This is a genomic window from Actinocatenispora comari, from assembly GCF_017312725.1.
Classification (GTDB): domain Bacteria; phylum Actinomycetota; class Actinomycetes; order Mycobacteriales; family Micromonosporaceae; genus Actinocatenispora; species Actinocatenispora comari.
Genome location: NZ_BOPO01000053.1, coordinates 116329 through 136961, shown reverse-complemented (window position 1 = coordinate 136961; position 20633 = coordinate 116329). Strand labels below are relative to the sequence as shown.

The 20633-nt window shown below is 74.2% G+C and carries 22 protein-coding genes and 1 pseudogene; 4 read left to right on the top strand and 19 right to left on the bottom strand.

Annotated features, from left to right (window positions below; all coding sequences use genetic code 11):
• Window position 1: 1 nt before the first annotated feature.
• A complete protein-coding gene (locus NUM_RS15720) occupies window positions 2–859 on the bottom strand; it encodes an NAD(P)H-binding protein (protein WP_207125583.1) in 858 nt (285 codons plus the stop codon).
• Window positions 860–945: 86 nt separating this feature from the next.
• Here NUM_RS15720 and NUM_RS15715 point away from each other — a divergent pair, with 86 nt between their 5' ends.
• Window positions 946–1674: a TetR/AcrR family transcriptional regulator gene (locus NUM_RS15715; RefSeq protein WP_207125582.1), complete on the top strand. Its 729-nt coding sequence runs from the start codon at window positions 946–948 to the stop codon at window positions 1672–1674.
• A gap of 180 nt (window positions 1675–1854) precedes the next feature.
• On the opposite strand, the gene NUM_RS15710 is transcribed toward NUM_RS15715, so the two are convergent.
• Both NUM_RS15710 and NUM_RS15705 read right to left on the bottom strand, forming a co-directional pair.
• Entirely contained in the window at window positions 1855–2658 is an 804-nt protein-coding gene (locus NUM_RS15710) for an alpha/beta fold hydrolase (RefSeq protein WP_207125581.1), read from the bottom strand.
• 52 nt (window positions 2659–2710) lie between these two features.
• The gene (locus NUM_RS15705; protein ID WP_207125580.1) at window positions 2711–2950 is read right to left on the bottom strand and encodes a hypothetical protein; all 240 of its coding nucleotides are present in this window, start codon (window positions 2948–2950) and stop codon (window positions 2711–2713) included.
• A 145-nt stretch (window positions 2951–3095) separates the two neighbouring features.
• Here NUM_RS15705 and NUM_RS15700 point away from each other — a divergent pair, with 145 nt between their 5' ends.
• The gene (locus NUM_RS15700) at window positions 3096–4490 is read left to right on the top strand and encodes a hypothetical protein (RefSeq protein ID WP_207125579.1); all 1395 of its coding nucleotides are present in this window, start codon (window positions 3096–3098) and stop codon (window positions 4488–4490) included.
• 15 nt (window positions 4491–4505) lie between these two features.
• Here the strand turns inward: NUM_RS15700 and ligD are convergent, their stop codons facing one another.
• The 3 genes from ligD to NUM_RS15685 form a co-directional block, all read right to left on the bottom strand.
• Window positions 4506–5501 (bottom strand): non-homologous end-joining DNA ligase, encoded by a 996-nt coding sequence (gene ligD / locus NUM_RS15695; RefSeq protein ID WP_225918604.1) that lies wholly within the window; start codon window positions 5499–5501, stop codon window positions 4506–4508.
• Window positions 5502–5586: 85 nt separating this feature from the next.
• On the bottom strand, window positions 5587–5904 hold the full coding sequence (locus NUM_RS15690) for a DUF3040 domain-containing protein (protein ID WP_225918615.1): 318 nt from the start codon (window positions 5902–5904) through the stop codon (window positions 5587–5589).
• A 225-nt stretch (window positions 5905–6129) separates the two neighbouring features.
• Complete coding sequence (locus NUM_RS15685; protein WP_207125577.1) at window positions 6130–6744, bottom strand: TetR/AcrR family transcriptional regulator; 615 nt, start codon at window positions 6742–6744, stop codon at window positions 6130–6132.
• A gap of 129 nt (window positions 6745–6873) precedes the next feature.
• Between NUM_RS15685 and NUM_RS15680 the strand changes: the two genes are divergently transcribed.
• Window positions 6874–7776, top strand: coding sequence for an NADP-dependent oxidoreductase (locus tag NUM_RS15680; protein WP_207125576.1), 903 nt, complete (start codon window positions 6874–6876; stop codon window positions 7774–7776).
• 48 nt (window positions 7777–7824) lie between these two features.
• Here NUM_RS15680 and NUM_RS15675 read toward each other — a convergent pair whose 3' ends face one another.
• Window positions 7825–8739, bottom strand: a complete 915-nt coding sequence (locus NUM_RS15675) for a ribonuclease Z (RefSeq protein WP_207125575.1) — start codon at window positions 8737–8739, stop codon at window positions 7825–7827.
• A gap of 56 nt (window positions 8740–8795) precedes the next feature.
• On the opposite strand from NUM_RS15675, the gene NUM_RS15670 reads away from it, so the two are divergent.
• A complete protein-coding gene (locus NUM_RS15670) occupies window positions 8796–9179 on the top strand; it encodes a VOC family protein (protein WP_207125574.1) in 384 nt (127 codons plus the stop codon).
• Between the two features lie 34 nt (window positions 9180–9213).
• Here NUM_RS15670 and NUM_RS15665 read toward each other — a convergent pair whose 3' ends face one another.
• From NUM_RS15665 to selA, 12 genes and pseudogenes are all read right to left on the bottom strand, one after another.
• Window positions 9214–11292: a xanthine dehydrogenase family protein molybdopterin-binding subunit gene (locus NUM_RS15665; RefSeq protein ID WP_207125573.1), complete on the bottom strand. Its 2079-nt coding sequence runs from the start codon at window positions 11290–11292 to the stop codon at window positions 9214–9216.
• A complete protein-coding gene (locus tag NUM_RS15660; protein ID WP_207125572.1) occupies window positions 11289–12278 on the bottom strand; it encodes an FAD binding domain-containing protein in 990 nt (329 codons plus the stop codon). The genes NUM_RS15665 and NUM_RS15660 overlap by 4 nt, the downstream gene beginning before the upstream one ends.
• Window positions 12279–12339: 61 nt before the next feature.
• Entirely contained in the window at window positions 12340–12864 is a 525-nt protein-coding gene (locus tag NUM_RS15655; RefSeq protein ID WP_225918603.1) for a (2Fe-2S)-binding protein, read from the bottom strand.
• Window positions 12865–12905: 41 nt separating this feature from the next.
• Window positions 12906–13634, bottom strand: a complete 729-nt coding sequence (locus NUM_RS15650) for a GAF and ANTAR domain-containing protein (RefSeq protein ID WP_207125571.1) — start codon at window positions 13632–13634, stop codon at window positions 12906–12908.
• 211 nt (window positions 13635–13845) lie between these two features.
• On the bottom strand, window positions 13846–14328 hold the full coding sequence (locus NUM_RS15645) for an STAS domain-containing protein (RefSeq protein ID WP_207125570.1): 483 nt from the start codon (window positions 14326–14328) through the stop codon (window positions 13846–13848).
• A 215-nt stretch (window positions 14329–14543) separates the two neighbouring features.
• Window positions 14544–14870 (bottom strand): DUF1048 domain-containing protein, encoded by a 327-nt coding sequence (locus tag NUM_RS15640; protein ID WP_207125569.1) that lies wholly within the window; start codon window positions 14868–14870, stop codon window positions 14544–14546.
• 1 nt (window position 14871) lies between these two features.
• Window positions 14872–15228: a DUF1048 domain-containing protein gene (locus NUM_RS15635; protein WP_207125568.1), complete on the bottom strand. Its 357-nt coding sequence runs from the start codon at window positions 15226–15228 to the stop codon at window positions 14872–14874.
• A gap of 290 nt (window positions 15229–15518) precedes the next feature.
• A pseudogene (locus tag NUM_RS37210) lies at window positions 15519–15677 on the bottom strand (ABC transporter ATP-binding protein); the annotation flags it as partial.
• A 2-nt stretch (window positions 15678–15679) separates the two neighbouring features.
• Entirely contained in the window at window positions 15680–16009 is a 330-nt protein-coding gene (locus NUM_RS15625) for a PadR family transcriptional regulator (RefSeq protein WP_308440574.1), read from the bottom strand.
• A 240-nt stretch (window positions 16010–16249) separates the two neighbouring features.
• The gene (locus NUM_RS15620) at window positions 16250–16873 is read right to left on the bottom strand and encodes a GAF and ANTAR domain-containing protein (RefSeq protein WP_207125566.1); all 624 of its coding nucleotides are present in this window, start codon (window positions 16871–16873) and stop codon (window positions 16250–16252) included.
• 227 nt (window positions 16874–17100) lie between these two features.
• A complete protein-coding gene (selB, locus tag NUM_RS37205) occupies window positions 17101–19155 on the bottom strand; it encodes a selenocysteine-specific translation elongation factor (protein WP_225918602.1) in 2055 nt (684 codons plus the stop codon).
• Complete coding sequence (gene selA, locus NUM_RS15605; protein ID WP_207125667.1) at window positions 19146–20495, bottom strand: L-seryl-tRNA(Sec) selenium transferase; 1350 nt, start codon at window positions 20493–20495, stop codon at window positions 19146–19148. The genes selB and selA overlap by 10 nt, the downstream gene beginning before the upstream one ends.
• Window positions 20496–20633: the final 138 nt, after the last annotated feature.

Genomic DNA, 20633 nt, shown 5'->3' with positions numbered 1-20633 from the left:
TTCACTGACTGACCAGCTGTGCGATCACCTCCCGGGCCGTCCGCGGCTCGCGGCCGAGGACCGTGGCGAGCAGCGGGTCGGTGCCGGCGAAGAAGCCTCGTCGAGCCGCCTGGTACATCCCGAGCGAGAACCGCACCATCGGCTCCGGCTGCCCCGCGGCGACCTGGCCGGCGACCCAGTCGTCCTCGTCGAGCACCTCGAACCCGATCGGCCGGCCGGTGAGCTCCGCGGCCGTCGCGGCGAGCTGCTCGAAGGTCGGCGCGGCGGCGGCGGTGAGGGTGGTCGGCCCGTCGTACCCGCCGCCGGCGGCGAGGATGGCCGCGGCGGCGTCGGCGAGATCCTCGCGCGCGGTCCAGGACACCGGGCCGTCGCCGGGCACCGTGACCACGCCGGTCTCGCGCCACGGCCCGAGCAGCCAGGCCAGGCTGTGCGCGTAGAAGCCGTTGCGCAGCGAGGTCCAGGCGAGGCCGGACTCGGCGAGCAGCAGCTCGGTCGCGGCGTGGTCGTGGCCGGGGCCGAACGGGCTGTCCAGCGCGGCACCCTGGTGGCTGGTGTACACGATGCGACCGACGGCGGCCTTGACCGCGGCGTCGATCGCGTCCCGGTGCAGGCCGACCGCGTCGGCCGCCGGGTCGTTGGAGGAGACCAGCAGGAGCTGGTCGGCGCCCTCGAACGCGGCCGGGAGCGACCCCGGCTCGCGGTAGTCGCCGTGGCGCACCTGGACCCCGCGCGCGGCGAACCGTCGTGCCGCGGCCGGGTCGCGCGCCACGACGGCGAGCTCGCCGGCGGGCAGCGTCTCCAGCAGCCGGTCGGCCGCGGCACCGCCCAGCGCGCCGGTCGCTCCGGTGATGACGATCATGGACCTGACCTCCTGTTATCGATGGAACCACAATCACCGTAGCACCGGAAACAGTGCGATAGCAAAAGCCCGTTATCGTTGGTTACATGAGCGAGGTGACCGACAGCCGCAGCCAGATGCGGTCCAGGATCGTGGCGGTCGCGGCGCGGCTGCTCCAGCAGGAGGGGCCCACGGCGGTCACCACCCGCGGTGTCGCCGAAGCCGCCGGCATCCAGGCGCCCACCATCTACCGGCTGTTCGGCGACAAGGACGGGCTGCTCGACGCGGTCGCCGAACACGTGATGGCCGAGTACGTGTCGGCCAAGGCCGAGACCGTCCGGGCCGCGTCGGCCGCCGATCTCGACCCGGTCGACGACCTGCGCGCCGGGTGGCAGCGGCAGATCGCCTTCGGCGTCGCCAATCCCGCCCTGTTCCGGCTGCTCAGCGATCCCGACCGGGTGCTGCTCTCCCCCGCCGCGCAGTCCGGCAAGCAGGTCCTGGAGACCCGGGTACACCGGATCGCGGTGGCCGGGCGGCTACGGGTCGGTGAGCGGCACGCGGTCGACCTGATCCAGGCCGCCGGCATCGGCGTGATCCAGACGCTGCTGGGCACCCCGGCCGACGCCCGCGACCCCCGGCTCGCCGACAGCATGTTCGACGCGGTGCTGGGCCGGATCCTGACCGACGTACCGGTCCGCGCCGACGGCGCGACGATGGCGGCCGCGGTCGCCTTCCGCGCCGTGGCACCCGACCTCGACGCCCTCAGCGCCGCCGAACGCGACCTGCTCACCGAGTGGCTCGACCGCGCGATCGCCACCCCACCCACGCCCCGCTGAGGCCGACCACCGATCCGTACCAGAACGCCGTACCGGGCCGCCGGCGTACCGGGCCGCCGGCGTACCGGGCCGCCGGGCTACTGGGCTCTGGATCCTGGACCGGGCTGCCGGACCGGGCTGCCGCGTAAGCGTGCCGCGCTGCCGCGCCACGTCGTCCCCACGGTGCCGCGCCGGGTCCGGCTAGGGTTCGACGGCGGGGTGCGGTGCCGCGGCGGCGCGCAGGCAGCGCGCGGCGAAGGCACGCAGCGGCTCGCTCCAGGCCTCGGGGTCGGACCACACGAACGTGTGCGCGCCCGGCATGAGCGCGAGCTCCCCGTCGTACGCCTCGTCCGCGAGGTTGCTGACCCAGCCGGGGTCACTGATCCGGTCGTCCGCCCCGTAAAGGACGAGCACCGGTACCCGCAGCCGGCGTACCGGTTGCCCGATGTCGTCGGCCAGGCAGAGCCGGGTCAGCCGCAGCAGCCGGCGCGGGCCCGCGCGACGCCACTCGCCCAGGTGCGAGGCGGTGAGCCCACCCGGTTCGCGGGCGCCGTCCCGGCGCCACCGCCAGGCCAACTGCAGCAGCCCGCGTACGGCCGGATCGACGGTCGGCGCGGCCAGCGCGACACCGATCACCCGGGACGACCCGACGGCCGCGTGCGCGGCGGTCTGGGTACCGGCGGAGTGGCCGCCCAGCACGAACCCGGCGTCGCCGGGCTGGGCGTCCACCCAGGCCCGAACCGACTCGGCGTAGTCCGCCAGCTCCAGCGGGTACGGCGGTTCACCGCTGCCGGCCAGCCCGGGCAGCTCCACCAGATGCGCCCGGGTCCAGGTGGCGAGCGTCGCCACCGCCGGCAGCAGGTACTCCGAGACGCCGAGGCCCTGCACGATCGCCACCTCCGGCACGCCGGGGCGCGCACGACCGACCGCCCGGCTGCGCATCCTGCCGAACGGTCCGTGGAACTGGCTGGTGACTCCCGTGATCGGCGCCGCAGGTCGACCCATCCGACCCGGTTACCCGGCCGGCGGCCCGCTACACCTCGCCTCGCGCGGAGGCTCAGGCCGGCGGGTACGGTGCCTGCCGCAGCAGGCGCGCCAGGTGGGCACCGTGCCGGGCCACCGTCGCGGTCGTCCTGGCCACCTGGTCGGGTACCTCGGGAAGGTCCTTGAAGTCGGTACCGTGCATGGCTTCGCCGTTCCAGTAGGTCACCGCCTGCGCCGGAATGGTGCAGCCGACGTCGTCGAGGCACTGGAAAAGGTCGGCGGAGATCTTGTGCGCGCCGTCCTCGTTGCCCACGACGGCGGCGACCGCGACCTTGCCGAAGGTCGTGGGCCGTCCCTGGTCGCCGGGGTCCGCACGACCGTTTCGCCGATGCCACGACGGGTAGACCCCCACGTGTGGAATCGGCGGATCGATGCCACGCTACGAAGGGAGCGACGCAGTGCGATCACGCGAGGCGACCGACGTCGAACCAGAACGTGCGGTGGCGGCCTTCGACTCGGCCTCGGCGTTCCTGCGGGCCACCGCCCGCGCCCTGCGCGGAGAGGACTTCGCGCGGCTGGGCCAGGGGCTCGTGGCGGGGACCGGTGCCCGGCTGACCGCGCTGCTGCCGGAGCGGCTGAGCAGCCGCGTGTACACCGCGGCCGGCGCCAGGGAGGGCGTCCCGGCCGATCGCCTCGGCGGCGTCGACACCGAGGCGATCGCGGAGTGGGCGGTGCGGCACTACACCGGCAACGATTATCCGGCCGCGTTCGTCGGCTCCTCCAACGGTGCTCTCACCCACCTGTGCGCCGCGCTCGGCGCGCCGTGGCTGCCACAGACCACGCTGGTACCGGTGCGCTGGCCGGACAACGATCCGGACCGCCCCGACCTGGCGCGGGAGTTCGGGGCGCGGGTGGCCCCGCCGTTGCTGGAACGCAACCCGGACGTGGCGCTGCACCACATGCACGACGCCAACCAGGACCGGTTGATGATCGCCAAGATGGCGTACTTCCGGCTCAAGTGGCTGCGGCTGCCCGAGGCCTACCGGCGGTTCCTGACCGAGCGGCTCGCGCCGGGCGCGCCGATCGTACTCGTCGAGGACGGGTCGTCCTGGCCGGTGAGCCGGGTCGCCGAGCGGCACGTGTTCCAGACCGGCGCGCGCGGTGGCCTGCAACCCGAGGAGTACGTGCACGGATCGCCGGAGCTGAGCCGTTTCCAGCGCGCGCAGGGCTCGCCGCGGTCGGCTCCGGTGGCGCCGCCGGTCGACGAGTGGGCCGCCGAGGCCGAGTGGGGGTTCGCCCCGGAGCTGCGTACCGACGTCGCGTCGTTCGCCGCCCGTCATACCCGCCCGCTGTACCGGCTGCGGCTGGACGAACCGGAGGCGCTCAGCCCGGTGGTCGCCGAGCTGGAACGGCGCCGCCGGAACACCGATCGGCTGCTGGTCGAGTCGTTCATCATGCTGGATCCGGTGCAGGCGGGCCGCACCGGCGCCGCCCCGTTCTGGACGGTGTTCGCCGTCGAGCACTCGGCCGCCGCGCTGGCCCGCTACCTGGACGCGGCCGAGCCGTACCAGGACATCGACGTGCTGCTGTTCAACCACGGGGTGCGCTCGGCCGGCATGGCCGACACCGACCGCTGGTCGACCCTGGCCCGCCGGGCCGGACGCCGGGGTCGGTTGCTCGCCATCGACCGGGACCGCTTCCCGGCCGACTTCGCGAGCCTCGCCCGGTTCGTTCCGGTACTGCGGCGCGAACCGGCCGGGCGCCAACCGGTCACCGACCTGACCCTGACCGACGTCGCCGACGAGGCCACCCGCTGGCCCGGCGTCCGGCTGACCGCCGACGACGAGCCGTGAGCTCGCCCGATCTGTCTACTGTGGACGTTCTCGGATCACCTGGTCCGGGCTCTTGTCCCGGCGCAGGCCGAGGAACCGCGGATGGCGGAGCATGCCGCCGTCGGTCCACTCGCTGAATCCGACCTCTGCCACCAGCTCCGGCCGCACCCAGTGGATGCCGCGACCCCGCGGCGGCGCGACGAACGGTGCGGCGCCGGTTTCCCGCCGGTCCAGCCGCTCCCGCAGCCGGCGCAGGGTGTCGCGGTCGTAGCCGGTACCGACCTTGCCCGCGTACCGCAGCCGGCCGCGCTCGTGGTAGCCGATCAGCAGGGCGCCGAACCCGATACGCGAGCCGGCCGGGTCGGTGAATCCGCCGATCACGAACTCCTGCTCGTGGCCGCACTTGAACTTCAGCCAGTCGCGGCTGCGACCGGGGTGGTAGGGCGCGTCGGCACGCTTGGCGATCAGCCCCTCCCAGCCGGCCCGGCACGCCTGCCGCAGGTACCGCTCGCCCTGCTCGTTGCGGTGTGCGGTGTAGCGCAACGGATCGGTGAACCGCAGCGCCCTGCGCAGCACCGCCTTGCGCTGCCGCAGCGGTAGCCGGGTCAGGTCGTACCCGTCCGCGTACAGCACGTCGAACAGGTAGTAGTGCACGGCGACGCCGGTCCGGCGGGCACGGTCCGGATCGGCGATCTGCATGCGGCGCTGGAGTCGGGCGAAGCTGGTCTGGTTGCCGTCGAAGGCGACGACCTCGCCGTCGACGAGCAGGTCCGGCGAGCCGTCCGACAGCGCCTCGACGATCTCCGGATAGCCGGTGACCGGGTTGCCGTTGCGGGACAGCAGGCGCACTCGACCGTGCTCGCGCACCGCCAGCACCCGTTCGCCGTCCAGCTTGCGCTCGAACAGCCAGCCGGGGTCGGAGAAGTACCGGTCCGTCAGCGTGGCCAGCATCGCCTGCGCCGCGGGAGGCCGGGCGGCCGGCCGCAGCCGGCCACGCGACGACTCGGGCACGAGGTCGACCGGTCCCGTCATCGTCCAACCCACCTCCGCGCGTGCTGCCGTCAGGTCCGTGCGCAACACCCCGCCGTCAGCTCCGGCCGGGCGCGGCGGCGGTGGGTCACGTTGGTCGGGCCCAGGGCCGGTCCGGCCGGCGACGGCCGTCGTGCCGGCGACCGCGGATCAGGTACCGGTAGGCCAGCGCCGCGAGCAGGACCGTCAGGGCGCCCGCCCCGTACGTCCAGGGCCGGGCGCGGACCGCACCGATCACGTCCACCAGTACGGCCACCGCGACCAGCAGCAGCCCGAGCACCCACCGTGGCGAACGGCGGCGGGGTCGTGGCGAGGCCGGGCCGAACCGGCTCACCCAGGCCGGATCGTCGGCATACAGGCGGGCTGCGATGGCCTCCCACTGCTGTTTCTCGTGCCAGGTCAGCATCACCGCCGGCCCTCCCGTCCCAAGCCGCTGCCGGCACCGGACGGGCGGGGGCCGGCAGCCTGCCCCGGCCGTCCGGATCGGGCCGGGATCAGCGCGGTCCAGGCGGGCCCGGCCCGTCACGGTGTCGAGTACGGATGCCCCCAGGCTGCCCCGCCCGCCCGGGCGCAAACGTGGCAACGCCCGGCTGGCGCCGAGCCGTGGTACCACCACCGGCGACAGCGGCCGTCACGAGCCGGCGGCGACCCCGTCACGCAGCGCGGTGAAGAGCCGTTCGAGCCCTTCGCCGTGGCTCGCCTGCACGGTGCCCGCCGGCTCGCCGGCGAGGAGGCGGCGCGCGGTCTCCACCAGTACCACGGTGTAGCCGGCGACGAAGAACGCCGCAAGCAGTGCCGGCTCGCCGGCGAAGTCCGGGTCGTGCTCGAGTTCCCCGGCCAGTGTGGCCTGCAGCTCGGAGCCGATCCCTCGGGCCCGGGCGATCAGCGCCGGTGACCCCGCGACGGTCCGGAGGAAGGGGACGGACCGCTCCGCCAGCCCGGAGAGCGGGTGCCGGGTGTCGAGCAGCCGGAAGCTCGTCTCCCGGAGGGAGGCCAGCGCATCGACGCCCGGCCGCCGGTCGCGGACCGCCGAGCGCAGCAGGTCGGCGGCGTCGGCCGCGCGGTCCATGAACAGGTCCTCCTTGCGCGGAAAGTGGTGGAAGACCGTCACGCTGGAGACTTCGGCCGCCCGCGCGATCTCGGCGACCGTGACCGCTTCGTACCCGCGTTCGAGGAACAACCGGTTCGCGACCGCGAGGATGCGCGCCCGCGTCCGCGGACCTCCCCGCGCGCCGGTTCTGGGCATCCGGCTCACCTCCTTGTGTGACTAAATTTAGTCGGTTAACCTAGTGCAGGGCCGCCGTCGAGGCAACGACCGTGATCGCCGAGCGGCGCCAGCGCGTTCCGGGGCAAACCGTTGCAGGAAGAAGGGCTCATGAAGGCGGTCGAGTTCCGCCGGTTCGGCGGGCCGGAGGTCCTGGAGATCGCGGAGGTCCCCGATCCGCACCCGGCGCCGGGGGAGGTCCGCATCGTCGTGCGCGCCGCCGGGGTCAACGCGAGCGACTGGCGCAACCGGCAGGGCCTGATGGACCAGGAGCTTCCCCAGTTCCTGGGGCACGAAGCGGCGGGCATCGTCGACGAGCTCGGTGACGGGGTCGCCGACGTCGCCCTCGGCGACCGGGTGTTCGGGTTCTCCGCCACGACCGGCGCCCAGGCGGAGCTGGCGGTGCTGTCCCACTACGCGCCCGTACCGCCGTCGCTCGGCTTCGCCGAGGCCGCCGCGCTGCCGGCCGCGACCGAGACGGCGACCCGTGCCCTCGACCAGCTCGGCGTCGAGAGCGGCGACACGGTGGTCGTCAACGGCGCCTCCGGCACCGTCGGCAGCGCGGCCGTCCAGCTCGCCGTCGCGCGGGGCGCGCGGGTGATCGGTACCGGCAGCCCGGCCACGCACGACCTCCTCCGCTCGCTCGGCGCGGAACCCGTTGCGTACGGCACCGGGATGGCGGCACGGGTCCGCGCGCTCGCTCCCGACGGTGTCGACCGGGCCCTGGATGTCGCCGGCAGCGGTGTGCTGCCCGAGCTGGTCGCGCTCGCCCGCGGGGCCGGCCACGTGGTCACCGTCGCCGACTTCGCCGGTGCGCAGCGGTACGGGGTGCGGTTCAGCCGAGGTGACGACGGCCGCGCGCTGCACGTGATCAGCCAGATCGGCGAGCTGATCGAGGCCGGCCGGTTCACCGTGCTCGTCGGGCGGACGTTCCCGCTGGCCGAGGTGGCGCAGGCGCACCGCGTCGGTGAGGCCGGCGGGGTGCGCGGCAAGCTCGTCCTGCTGATCGACTGACGCCACCAGGCGTCGTTCCGGGGGACCAGCAGGCCGCGGCACGGCGGGTCAGCGGCGGCGCGGTACCGGGACGCGGTCCAGATCGGCGGCTACCACGACGGTACCGTCGAAGTGCCGGGCGGCCTCGGCCCGGAAGACCGCCGGATCGGCGTAGCGCTGGGAGAAGTGGCTGAGCACCAGCGTCCGGACGCCGCACTCGGCCGCGGCGCGGGCCGCCTGGCCGGCGGTCAGGTGACCGTACGCGGCGGCGAGGTCGGCGTCGGCATCCAGGAACGTCGACTCGACCACCGCCAGGTCCGCGCCGTCGAGCAGGGCGGGAACCCCGGCACACAGTCGGGTGTCCATCACGAACGCGAAGCGTTGGCCCGCTCGGCGTTCGCTCACCTCGTCGAGGGTGACGGTGCGGCCGTCGACCTCGATGCCGCCGTCGGCCTGCAGCCGGCCGACCTGCGGGCCGTGCACGCCGGCGGCGGCCAGCCGGTCGGGCAGCATCCGGCGCCCGTCCGGTTCCTCGATCCGGTACCCGAACGACTCGACCGGGTGGTCCAGCCGCCGCGCCGACAGGGTGCCGAACGCGCCGGTGGCGATCACGCCGTCGGCCTCGACCGGTACCTCGCGCAGGTCGGCCGTCTCGTGGTACACGGAGGCGTACCGCAGCCGGGCGAAGAAGTCCCGGCCGCTGGCCGGGTAGTGCGCGTACACCGGATGCCGGACCCGGTCCAGCGACAGCCGCTGCACCACGCCCGGTACGCCGAGGCAGTGGTCGCCGTGGAAGTGGGTCAGGCACAGGCGGGTGAGGTCGGACGCGGCGAGCCCGGCGTGTGCCAGCTGCCGCTGGGTGCCGTCGCCCGGGTCGAACAGGAACCCCTCGCCGTCCCACCGCAGCAGGTAGCCGTTGTGGTTGCGGGCCCGGGTGGGAACCTGGCTCGCGGTGCCCAGGACGACCAGCTCACGCGTCGACATGGCGCGAGCCTACGGCTCCGGCTGCGGACCGCGGGATCGGTGGTTAGGTTGGAACGATGCTTCGACTCGGATTCCCCGTCGTCGGCGTGCGTGACCTCGACCGTGCCGTCGCCTTCTGGTGCGCGGCGCTGGATCTGGCCCCGGCCGGTGAATGGCACAGCGACTCCTGGCGCACGCTGCACTTCGCGGACGGCTCGGGCCGCGCGCTCGGCCTGCAACGCAGCGAGTCTCCCGCCGAGCCGCGGCCCCGCCTGCACCTCGACCTGTTCGTGGACAGCGCCGCCGAGCAGACGACGGAGGTGGACCGGCTCGTCGGGCTCGGTGCGCAGCGGGTCGACTGGGACCTGTACCCGCCGGATCCCGACTTCGTCGTGCTCGCCGATCCGGACGACAACCTCTTCTGCGTGGTCGATTTGAGCCACGCGCCGTCCGGCCAGTGAGCCGGCTCGGCGCCGGGTCCGGCCGCGGGCACCGTCAGCCGAGGAGCTTGTCGCAGGTGATCGGCAGCTCGCGCACCCGCACCCCGGTGGCGTGCCAGGCCGCGTTGGCCACCGCGGCCGCGGTACCGACGATGCCGATCTCGCCGATCCCCTTGCTGCCCATCGGGTTCACGTACGGGTCGTGCTCGTCCAGCCAGTACGCCTGCACCGACGGCGCGTCGGCGCAGCTGGCGATGTGGTACTGGGCGAGGTCGTGGTTGACCACCCGGCCGGAGCGGGGATCCAGCACGCTGTCCTCGTGCAGCGCCATCGACAGCCCCATCGTCATCCCACCGACGAACTGCGACCGGGCGGTGCGCGGGTTGACGATGCGGCCGCAGGCGAACACGCCGAGCAGCCGGGCGACGCGGATCTCGCCGCTGTCCGGCCGGACGCGTACCTCGGCGAACTGGGCGCCGAAGGCGTGCATGGCCCAGTGCTTGCGCTCCGGGTTGTCCGGCAGCGTCCCCTCCGCCTCGGCACCGTCGCCGGGCCGGTCCCCGTACCGGCTGCGGAAGGCCCGCGCGGCGGCCACGATCGCGCCGCCCCAGCAGGTCGTGCCGGACGATCCGCCGGCCACGCTGGCGTACGGGAACGCGGTGTCGCCGATGCGCATCCGCACCTGCTCGACCGGTACCTGCAGCGCGTCGGCGGCGATCTGGCCGAGGATGGTCCAGGCGCCGGTACCGAGGTCGGCCGCGCCGATCGACACCGTGTAGTGCTCGTCGGCGTACCGGATCGTGGCGGTGGCGCCGGGCATCTGGTTGACCGGGTAGGTCGAGGCGGCCACCCCGGAGCCGACCAGCCAGCCGTCCACCATCCTCCGTGGCCGCGGATCCCGGTCGTGCCAGCCGAACCGGTCGGCGCCCTCGCGCAGGCAGCCGACCAGGTTGCGGCTGGAGAACGGCAGCCCGCTGTCGGGGTCCCGGTCGGGTTCGTTGCGGATCCGCAGCTCGATCGGGTCGAGGTCGCAGGCGACGGCCAACTCGTCCATCGCCACCTCGGGCCCGAACATGCCGGGGCACTCCCCCGGCGCGCGCATCCACGACGGTACCGGCACGTCGAGTGCGGCGAGCCGGTGCGTGGTGCGCCGGGTGCCGGCCGCGTACATGGTGCGGGCCGGCATGCCGGACTGTTCGGCGAACTCCTTGATCCGGGAGGTCTGCTCGACCACGTCCATGGTCAGCGCGGTGAGCCGGCCGGACCGGTCCGCGCCGAGCCCGACCCGCTGGATCGTCGGGGTGCGGTACCCGGCGAGGCAGAACATCTGCTGCCGGGTCAGCACCACCCGCACCCAGCGGCCGGGCAGCGCCCGCGCGGCCAGCGCGGCGAGCACGGCGTGCGCGTGCACGGTCCCCTTCGAGCCGAAGCCGCCCCCGACGTACGGGCAGATCACCCGCACCCGTTCGGCGTCGATGCCGAACGTGCGGGCCAGCACCGACCGCACCACGTGCACGCCCTGGGTCGAGTCGTAGACGGTCAACCCGTCGGAGTCCCAGTGCGCGTAGCTGGCGTGCGGCTCCATCGGATTGTTGTGGTACATCGCGGTGCGGTAGGTCTGGCGCACCTGGACCGCCGCGGCGGCGAGCGCCGCGTCCGGGTCGCCGTCGAGGGTGTCGGTCGGGTAGCTCGGATTGACCGAATCCGGCGCGTACAGCTCGCTGCTGTCCGGATCGAGTTGCGCGTCGTGCGCCATCCGGTCGTACTCGACCCGGACCAGCCCGGCCGCCTGCCGGGCGATCTCGGGATGTTCGGCCACGACGGCCGCGACGAACTGCCCGGCGAACCCGACCGCCGGCGACTGCAGTACGGCCAGCTCCGCGTCGCTGGTGTCGGCCAGCCGTGGCGCGTTGCGGTGGGTCAGGACCGCGAGCACACCGTCGACCGCCTCGGCCGCCGCGGTGTCCATGGCGGTGACCGTGCCCCGCGGTACCGTCGCCTGCACCGGATACAGGTACGCGCGTGGCCGCACCGGGTGCTCCACCGCGTACGGCGCGGTGCCGGTCACCTTCGCCCAGGCGTCCCGGCGTACCAGGTCGGTGCCGATGCTGCGCACCGTGACCGGCTCGGTCATCGCGCCTCCTCCGCGAGCTGGGTGAGCACCGAGGTGAGCACCGAACGCGCCAGCGGCACCTTGAAGGCGTTGCCGGGCAGCGGATCGGCCGCGCTCAGTTCCCGGGCCGCCGCGGCGGCATATCCTTCCACAGTGGACGGAGCGCCGTGCAGCGCCTGCTCGGCGGTGTGCGCGCGCCACGGTCGGTGCGCCACCCCGCCCAGCGCGATCCGCACGTCGGCGACCGTACCGTCCTCGATCCGGATCGCCGCGGCCACCGACACCAGCGCGAACGCGTAGGAGGCGCGGTCGCGTACCTTGCGGTAGCCGGAGTTGCGGGCGACCGGCAGCGGCGGCAGGTCGACCGCGGTGATCAGGTCGCCGTGTTCGAGCACGGTGTCTCGCTGCGGCTCGTCACCGGGCAGCCGGTAGAAGTCGTCGATCGGGATGGCCCGCTCGCCGTCGACGCCGAGCACCCGGACTCTCGCGTCCAGTGCGGTGAGCGCCACCGCCAGGTCCGACGGGTGCACCGCGATGCAGTGCGACGAGGCGCCGAGGATCGCGTGGTAGCGGTTCCAGCCGCCGAGCGCGGCGCAACCGCTGCCGGGTGCACGCTTGTTGCACGGCTCGGTCACGTCCTGGAAGTAGCCACAACGGGTGCGCTGCAACAGGTTCCCGCCGGTGGTGGCGAGGTTGCGCAGCTGCCCGGAGGCGCCGGACAGCAGCGCGACCGACAGCACCGGGTAGCGTTCCCGGACCCGCCGGTCGGCGGCGAGGTCGCTGTTCGCCACCCCGGCACCGATCCGCAGCCCGCCGTCGGGCAGCTCCTCGATCTCGTGCAGTGGCAGGCCGCCGACGTCGACGAGCAGGCCCGGTTCGGTGAGCCCGAGGCGCAGGTGGTCGACCAGGTTCGTGCCACCGGCGAGGTAGCTCGCCTGCGGGTCGGCGGCGACCGCGGCCACCGCCGCTGCGGGGCTCGTCGCCCGGTCGTAGCGGAACGGCTTCACGGCACCGGCTCCTTCCTCGCCCGGTTGCGCGACACCCTCGCCCGGCTGCGCGACGCGCCGTTCACGGGGTGTCCGGGGCGTCGGCGTCCACTGCCGCCTGCCTGATGGCCGCGACGATGTTCACGTAGGCACCGCACCGGCACAGGTTGCCGCTCATCCGTTCGGCGATCTCCGCATCGCTCAGCCGGACCAGCTCGCCCGGCTCGGTGCACGCGCTGGGCCAACCCCGGCTTGCCTCGTCGAGCATGCCGACCGCGGAACAGACCTGCCCCGGAGTGCAGTACCCGCACTGGAAGGCGTCGTGCGTGACGAACGCCTGCTGGACCGGGTGCAGCTGCGCACCGCTCGCCAGGCCTGCGGCGGTGGTCAGCTCGGCGCCGTCGTGACTGACGGCCAGCGCGAGACAGGTGGTGACCCGACGGCCGTCCAGCAGCACCGTGCAGGCACCGCACTGCCCGTGGTCGCAGCCCTTCTTCGGGCTGGTGTTGCCGAGCCGCTCGCGCAGCACGTCCAGCAGCGTCTCCCGGGTGTCGATCCGTACGGTATGGCGCGTTCCGTCCACCCGCAGGCCGATCTGCGTCTCCACCCGGATGAGCTACCCACTGCGGGGCGGCTCAACCGGAGCGATCACCCTCGGCGTCGCCCGTCGGGTGGCGACTCGCGGCGCTGCCGGGCGGCGTTCTCGGTCTGGACCAGCCGCATCGCCAGCTCCCGGACCTTGATGTTGTGCCGCTGCGAGGTCTGGGCCAGCATGGCGAACGCGGCGGTGGTGGTCAGCCCGTGCCGTTCGGCGAGGATGCCGGTGGCTTCCCCGATTCGTTGCCGGCTGCTGATCGCTTCGGTCAGGTGCGCCCGGGACTGCGCTCCGGACAGGGCGACGGCCGCGTGCGAGGCGAAGATCAGCCCGGTCTCGCACGCCTCCTCACCGAAGCCGTGCGGCTCGCGGGAGAACATGTCCAGCGCGCCGAGGCTGCCGCGATCGGTGAACAGTTGGAAGCACAACATGCTGCGCACGCCGCGATCGACCGCCTGGGCGCTGAACCGGGGCCACCGGGTCTCCTCGGCGAGGTCCTCGCTCGACACGGTGTGCTGGGTCCACATCGCCTGCAGGCACGGGCCTTCCCGCAGGTCGTACTGCAGGTTGTGCAGGTCGTAGGACAGCTGGTCGGAGGCGGCAGGGGTCTCCAGCCGCCCGTCCCGGTGCACCAGGCACACCCCGACCGACTGGCACCCGGGGATCGTCTCGACCGCCAGCCGGCAGATCTCCTCGACGGTGGCGTCGACACCGTCGCGTCGGCTCAGCGCCCGTGCCATGTCCGCGAAGATCTGCATCAGGCCCGGTTCCGCGGAGCTCATGGCCACTCCCCTCGACTGCCACCCGCCGGCCGCCGTCGACCCGGTACCGGTGCCGCACGGTACGGTCCGCGCACCGCGCGGCGAGTCCCGGCGGCCTGCCACCGCTCGACGTCGGGCGGTCAGGTGAGGATTATCCAACGCCGGGCACGGCACCGGGCACGGTTCCGGCACTCGGACCCGCGGCCCGGCCCGAGTGGCAGCTCGACGCCGGTCACGCCACCGTGGCCACCGGAGTCGCCGGGCCCGACGGAGCCGCAGGGGCCGCCGGAGCCACCGGGGCCACCGGAGTTGCCGGGCCCGCCGGAGCCGCCGGAGCCGCCGGAGCCACCGGGGCCGCCGGAGCCGCCGCGGTCAGCGGCGCGGCAACCGCCTCGTCGGGGCACGGGTAGCAGCGCAACCGCCGGATCATTCCGGCCGCGCGAGCCTGCTGCAGCGCGGGACCGGCGACGACCCGTAGCTGGCCACCGAGTTGCTCGACGAGCAGCGCCGCCCGGGCCAGGTAACGCAGCCCGTCCGCGTCGACCCGCGACACCTCGGACGCGTCGACCACCACCAGCAACGCCAGCCCGGCCGCCTCGACCACGGCCGCGCACAGCCCGTTGCCGCCACCGTGATCGATGGTCCCGGAGATCTCGATCACCGGGCAGCCTCGCAGCACGCGCTGCCGGATGAAGAAAGACGACGACTCGGTCATTGCACCCCCACGGCACATCAACGCCAGGGGCGGGCACACTGCCTGACCACGCCACCACACACGGCGCCCACCGCGCTGCGATCCGCGACGGGTACCGGGTGGAACAGTACCCGTCGGCGGGCTCGGTCACACCCCCTTGCCGGCACCGATCCACGGGGCGTGGTGCTTTTGCCGCGGAGCCGTACCGAGGCCTGAGCAGCGCGCCCGGCCCCGGCTCACTCCGCCGGCGGAGCGCTCCTGGTGCCGAGCGACTGCTGGTAGACCTCGGCGTAGGTACGGGTGTCCTTGATCAGGTCGTCGCAGAAGGCGGCGACGTCGGTACCGACGAGTTCCAGCACGCCCTTGCCGGCCGCGGCGCCCTGCTCGAAGAACTCGACGAGGCCGGGCAGCAGCGGGCCGTCGGCCAGATCGACCGGCCCGATCTTGAAGAAGTACTTCTGGATCTCCCGGTACACGATCTGGTAGTCGCGGGGCAGCGCCTTGACCCGCGCCTGGTGCGCGCGCCACTGCTTCTTGCCCTCGATGATCTCGTGGATGCCCATGTCAGCCTCCCAGCTGTGCCAGCTTGCGGGCGACGGTGCGGTTGAGCTGGTCGCGCCACTTGTCGCGGTAGTCGCGGGCGCCGGCGCCGCCGGCCAGCGCCGCGCAGAACCCCGGTACGTCGGCACCGAGCACCTCGTGGATGCTCAGCCCCTCGGCCGCGGACTCCTCGAGCAGGCCCAGCGCGCCGTCGAGGATCGGCGTCAGGTTGCGGCCGGTGAAGTCCGAGTACGGCAGCAGGTTGGCGCGCACCTGCTGCCACGCCTGCTCGTACTCGGCGGGCAACGCCGCGGCGCGGGCGTCGAACGCCTTCCAGTCCCTGGTGAGGTCGCTTCCCGTGATGGTTTCCCAGAAGTTCACTGCTCGCCTCCGTGTGGTGGTCGCCGGCGTCAGGAGATCTTGCGGCGGTAGCCGCCGGTCGCGCCGGTGACGGCGACGACGAGGATGCCGGCCACCGCGAACCACGCGCCGACCCCCGCGCCGGTACGGAAGCCCATCGCGAACGCGACGCCGAACACCACCGCGACCGAGACGACGTCGGCCACGATCGAGGTCGGTACGTGCGACCGGAGCACGCCGGAGCGGGCGATCGGCATCGACCGGAACCGGCCGAAGATCCCGGTGGTCGTGTCGGTGAAGATCCGGAACGCGGTCTTGCCGGCGCCGTCGGAACCGAGCAGCGCGACGCTGCCGCCGCGCGCCACGTCGAGGTCCGCACCGCGCAGCACCGCCGGTTTCCCGTACGGCTTGGTCAGGTTCCGCGCCCGGATCGCCGGCGGTGCGCTGCCGCCGGCTGCTGTTTCGGACATGGTCAGTCGTCTCCCTGGCGGAGTCGTTCGAGTCGTGTGGACAGGAAGCCCCACGTCTTCCAGAACTCGTCGAGGTGGTCGCGGCCGCGCCCGTTGAGCGAGTAGACCTTGCGTGGCGGGCCCTTCTCCGACGCGACCTTCCGCACGTCGACCAGCCCGTGCCGCTCGAGGCGGACCAGCAGGGCGTAGACGGTGCCCTCGGCGATGTCGGTGAAGCCCTGGTCGCGCAGCCACGCGGTGATCTCGTAGCCGTGGGCCGGGCGCCCGGACAGGATCGCCAGCACGATGCCCTCCAGCGTGCCCTTGAGCATCTCCGTCCCCAGCTTGCCCACCGGCGCACCTCCTACTCAGTGTCGTTGACTACCGGTAGATAGTATTGCCAAGTACCGATAGGTAGCAACACCGAATAGCGAGCTGCCACGAACGACCGAGCCGTGCCCGAAGGGTCCGGGCACGGCTCGGTGGCGGTACGGGCGCAACGGCGCAGCGACGGCCGGCGGCACGCCGTGGCGAGGTGGTACCTGGATCGGTAGGCCGGTCGCCCGGCGGTTCGGCCGGTCGGGTCGCGTCGCCTAGTGCGGCGGGTCGACCAGGCCGGTGGTGGTGATCTCGGCGGCCAGGTCGCGCAGCTTGACGTTGCGTTCCTGGGAGATGCGGCTCAGCAGCGCGAACGCGGCGTCGGAGCTGATCTTGTACCGCTCCATCGCGATGCCCTTGGCCTGGCCGATCAGGTCCCGCGACTGCAATGCCATGGTCAGGTTGGCGATCCGGCGCGCGCTGCCCAGGGTGACGGTCAGCTCGGCGGCGACCGCGATGGCGGCGCTGCGGGTCCCGGCGCCGAACTCCCCCGGCTCGGAGCAGTAGATGTTGAGCACGCCCGCGCCCTGCTCGGTCGGCAACGGGACCGACAGGATCGAGCGCACCCCGTTCAGCACGGCGCGCGGCGCGAACTCCGGCCAGCCTGCCGAGGCATCGAGGTCCGGGCAGGTCACCGGCTCGTCGACGGACATCGCGTCGAAGATCGGCCCCTCGTTCAGCAGGTACTGGAGCCCGTCGACGCGGCGGGCCATCGGGTGCGAGACCGCCACCGTCCACGGTCCCACGTCGTCGACGACGGTGAGACTGACGGATTCGGCGGTGGGAATGCCGGCAGCCGCTGCGGCCATCGCGGCAGGCAGGATCGTGTGGTCAGGCACGGTGCGAAGGATGTCGACGGAACGGGCGGGCTCGGTCGACGACGATGTTCTGATATCGGCCACGAAATCCCCCCGGACATGACTCGGTGTTCGGCAGGTGTCGAGCCCACCGTGATCACGCCGGCTGGCGGCGCGAAGCTCGGCGGCGGTGTCTCGGCTGCGGCCATCGTAGATCGGTTCCGATCCATCCGCAGGCGATGGACCGCTCCGGCCACCCGGTCCGGCCATCACGATGTGAAGCCCTCAGCCGGGCAGTGCCGGCGGGAGTCGGCGAGCCGACGGGTACGGCCCTGCCGGTCGAGCAGTTCCAGCAGCGGTACCGCGACCCGCCGGGTGGTGCCGAGCGCCTGCCTGGCCGTACTGAGCGTGAACGGTTGCGGCAGCTCGGCCAGCACCGCGACCGCGGCGTCCAGCGCGCCCGGGGCGACGACGACCCCGGCGGCCAGCTCGACCAGGCGGCCGGTTCGTACCGCGGCAGCGAGCTCGCGCGGGCCGAGCCGCAGCCCGGCCAGCTCGTCCGCGGTCGGTGCCGCCCACGGCTGCGGCATCCGCGCGAGCAGCGTGCGCACCGCCTGCTCGACCGGCCGGGGCAGGTCGGCGTCCCGCCGCGGCGGGGTGAGCCGGCCGGCGGTGACCGGTAGCCGCCCCTCCGCCAGCGCGAGGACCAGCGCCGGGGTGGGCAGCCGCAAGGTACGGCAGGCGGCGCTGACCGGCAGACCGGCCGACAGCGGGTCGTCCCGGGCATACCGGTCCACCTCCGCCGCCAGCGCGTCGCGCAGCCGCCGCCAGAGTTCGGGGTCGACGAGCCAACCGTCGACGACGCCACCGGCAGGACCGGCCAGCGAGCCCACGACGCCACCGGCAGGACCGGCCAACGAGCCCACGACGTCACCGGCAGGACCGGCCAAGGAGCCCACCACGCCGCCAGGCGGGGAATCGGCCGCCGCGCCCCGCGGAGGTTCCGCCGACGTGCCCTCGGCCGTGCCACCGCGCTCGAAGCCGGCCGGCGAACCCTCGACCGCGGCGCCGCGTGCGGGGTCGGCGGGCGGGTTGTCGGCGGGGCCGCCCTGCCCGGTGCCGGGCGGCTCGACCGGTACGCCGATGGCGGTCAGGTCGGCGACCCGGGCGAGACCGCGGCGGCGCAGTTCACCGGACAGGTCGGGCCGGCCGGTCAGGTCGGCCAGCTCGGCGGCCCGGTCGTTCGGGCGGCGCGGCCGGTCCACGACGGTGGCGTCGCTCGGGCGCGGCCGGCCCAGCGGCGGCGGCATCGGGTCGAGGACCGTCGCCCCGGCCACGATCCGGTGCCGGCCCGGCTCGCGCAGGATCAGCCGATCGCCGATACGCAGCGGCAGCGGAGTCGGAAGCCGGAGCCGGGCGGCACCAGCGCCGAGCCGGCGCACCAGTACCGGCAGCGCGGTCGCGCCGACGTGCAGGTGCAGCTGCCGGGGCGGCGGCTCGTCGGACCGGTCCAGCCGTACGTCGAGGGTGCGGGTGGGTCGCCACCGGCCGGGGGTGAGCAGCACGGCGCCGCGCGGTACGTCGGCGGCGTCGACGCCGCGCAGGTTGAGCGCCACCCGGGCCACCCCGCTGGCGGACCGGACCGGCTCGTCCAGGCACTGCAGCCCGCGTACCGTCACCGGCCGGTCGTGCGGCGACAGCAGCAGCGTGTCCCCGACCCGGACGGTACCGGCGGGCAGCGTCCCGGTGACCACGGTGCCGGCGCCGCGGATGGTGAACGACCGGTCGATCCACAGCCGTACGTCGGCCTCCGGTGCCGGTGCCGGCAGGTGACGCAGCAACGCCTCCAGCGCGGCCCGCAGCTCGTCGAGCCCGGCCCCGGTGGTGCCGGACACGGCGACCGCGGGCAGCCCGGCCAGCGGGGTGTCGGCCAGCCGTTCCCGGGCGGCGGCGGTCGCCGCGGCCGGATCGGCCCGGTCGCACCGGGTGATCGCGAGCACGCCGTGCCGGACACCGAGCGCGGCCAGCGCGGCCAGGTGCTCCTCGGACTGCGGCATCCAGCCCTCGTCGGCCGCGACGACGAACAGCACGGCCGGCACCGGCCCGACACCGGCGAGCATGTTGGTCACGAAGCGGGCATGCCCGGGTACGTCGACGAACGCCACGGTGGCGCCGGAGGCCAGCGTGGTCCACACGTACCCGAGGTCGATGGTCAACCCGCGGCGGTGCTCCTCGGCCCAGCGGTCCGGTTCCCGGCCGGTCAGCGCCCGCAGCAGCGTGGACTTGCCGTGATCGACGTGGCCGGCGGTGGCGATCACCTGCACCGTGCCACCGCCAGTACCGCGTCGGCGAGGAGCCGGTCGTCGGCCGGGTCGACGGCGAGCACGTCCAGCAGGCAGCCGTCGTCGGCGAGGCGGCCCAGCACGGCGGGATCGCGGGCACGTAACGGTTCCCCGTACCGGGTGGGCAGCCGGACGGCGGCGCTCGGCAGCCGCACGCCGGGCGCGCTGCCACCGCCGACGACACCCTCGCTGGGTTCGGCGACGGCGTCGATGCCGTTGCCGCGCAACAGTTCGGCGATCGCGGTGGCCCGGCGCAGCCGGTCGGCCGGGGTGGCGGCGAGCGCGGCGGTGACCGGCGGTGCGGGGCCACGCAGGGTCGCCTCCAGCGCCGCCAGGGTCAGCTTGTCGGGCCGCAGCGCCCGGTAGAGCGGGTGCCGGCGCAGCCGTTCCAGCGTCGCGGCACGGCCCAGCAACACCCCGGCCTGCGGACCGCCGAGCAGCTTGTCCGCCGAGAAGCAGACGAGGTCCGCGCCGTCGCGCAGCGCGGTCGCCGCGTCCGGCTCGTCCGGCAGCAGCGGCAGCGGCGCGAGCAACCCGGACCCGAGGTCGGCGAGCACCGGTACGCCCAGCCCGGTCAGCTCGTCGATGCCGGCCTCGGCGGTGAAACCGGCGATGGTGAAGTTCGACCGGTGCAGCTTGACGATCAGCCCGGTGTCGGCGCCGACCGCGGCACGGTAGTCCGCGGCGGTCGTGCAGTTGGTGGTGCCGACCTCGCGCAGCCGGGCGCCGGTGCTCGCGATCAGGTCGGGCAGCCGGAAGCCGTCGCCGATCTGCACCAGTTCGCCGCGGCTGAGCACGATCTCGCGGCCCGCGGCGAGCGCGGTGGCGGCCAGCACGACCGCGGCCGCGTTGTTGTTGACCACCAGCGCCGCCTCGGCCGCCGGTACCGCGGCGCGCAGCGCGGCGAGCGCCCCGGCACCGCGAACCCCGCGGCGGCCGGTGTCCAGGTCGAGTTCGACGTCGCTGGTGCCGCAACTGGCGGCGACCGCGGCCCGGGCCGCGGGCGACAGGGGCGCCCGGCCCAGGTTGGTGTGCAACAGGACCCCGGTGGCGTTGACGACCGGTCGGCCGGTGGCGGCCCGCGGGGGCAGCGCGTCGAGCACCGCGGCCGGTACCGCCTCCGGTGCGATCGCGCCGTCCCGGCAGCGCTGCTGCACCCGGGTCACCGTGGCCTTCACCAGATCCCGCCCCAGTTCGGCGATCCGCGCCGCGATGGCCGGGTCGGCGAGCAGCGCATCGGTTCGCGGCACCCGCCGCCGCGTGTCGGCCACCGTCGCGTCGCGCTGGCGCGACGCCACCCGCTCCGGGGACGTGGCCGACATCGTCGGCTCCGCGGACGTGGCCGACGTCGTCGACTCCGGGAGCGTGGCCGACGTCGTCGACTCCGGGAGCGTGCGGGCCGGCGTCGTCGGCTCCGGGGACGTGGCCGGCGTCGTCGACTCCGGGGACGTGCGGGCCGG

Coding starts and splice junctions, on each gene's coding strand:
- NUM_RS15720 (WP_207125583.1), bottom strand. CDS start 859: ATGATCGTCATCACCGGAGCGACCGGCGCGCTGGGCGGTGCCGCGGCC.
- NUM_RS15715 (WP_207125582.1), top strand. CDS start 946: ATGAGCGAGGTGACCGACAGCCGCAGCCAGATGCGGTCCAGGATCGTG.
- NUM_RS15710 (WP_207125581.1), bottom strand. CDS start 2,658: ATGGGTCGACCTGCGGCGCCGATCACGGGAGTCACCAGCCAGTTCCAC.
- ligD (WP_225918604.1), bottom strand. CDS start 5,501: ATGACGGGACCGGTCGACCTCGTGCCCGAGTCGTCGCGTGGCCGGCTG.
- NUM_RS15690 (WP_225918615.1), bottom strand. CDS start 5,904: ATGCTGACCTGGCACGAGAAACAGCAGTGGGAGGCCATCGCAGCCCGC.
- NUM_RS15685 (WP_207125577.1), bottom strand. CDS start 6,744: ATGCCCAGAACCGGCGCGCGGGGAGGTCCGCGGACGCGGGCGCGCATC.
- NUM_RS15680 (WP_207125576.1), top strand. CDS start 6,874: ATGAAGGCGGTCGAGTTCCGCCGGTTCGGCGGGCCGGAGGTCCTGGAG.
- NUM_RS15675 (WP_207125575.1), bottom strand. CDS start 8,739: ATGTCGACGCGTGAGCTGGTCGTCCTGGGCACCGCGAGCCAGGTTCCC.
- NUM_RS15670 (WP_207125574.1), top strand. CDS start 8,796: ATGCTTCGACTCGGATTCCCCGTCGTCGGCGTGCGTGACCTCGACCGT.
- NUM_RS15665 (WP_207125573.1), bottom strand. CDS start 11,292: ATGACCGAGCCGGTCACGGTGCGCAGCATCGGCACCGACCTGGTACGC.
- NUM_RS15650 (WP_207125571.1), bottom strand. CDS start 13,634: ATGAGCTCCGCGGAACCGGGCCTGATGCAGATCTTCGCGGACATGGCA.
- NUM_RS15645 (WP_207125570.1), bottom strand. CDS start 14,328: ATGACCGAGTCGTCGTCTTTCTTCATCCGGCAGCGCGTGCTGCGAGGC.
- NUM_RS15640 (WP_207125569.1), bottom strand. CDS start 14,870: ATGGGCATCCACGAGATCATCGAGGGCAAGAAGCAGTGGCGCGCGCAC.
- selA (WP_207125667.1), bottom strand. CDS start 20,495: ATGTCGGCCACGTCCCCGGAGCGGGTGGCGTCGCGCCAGCGCGACGCG.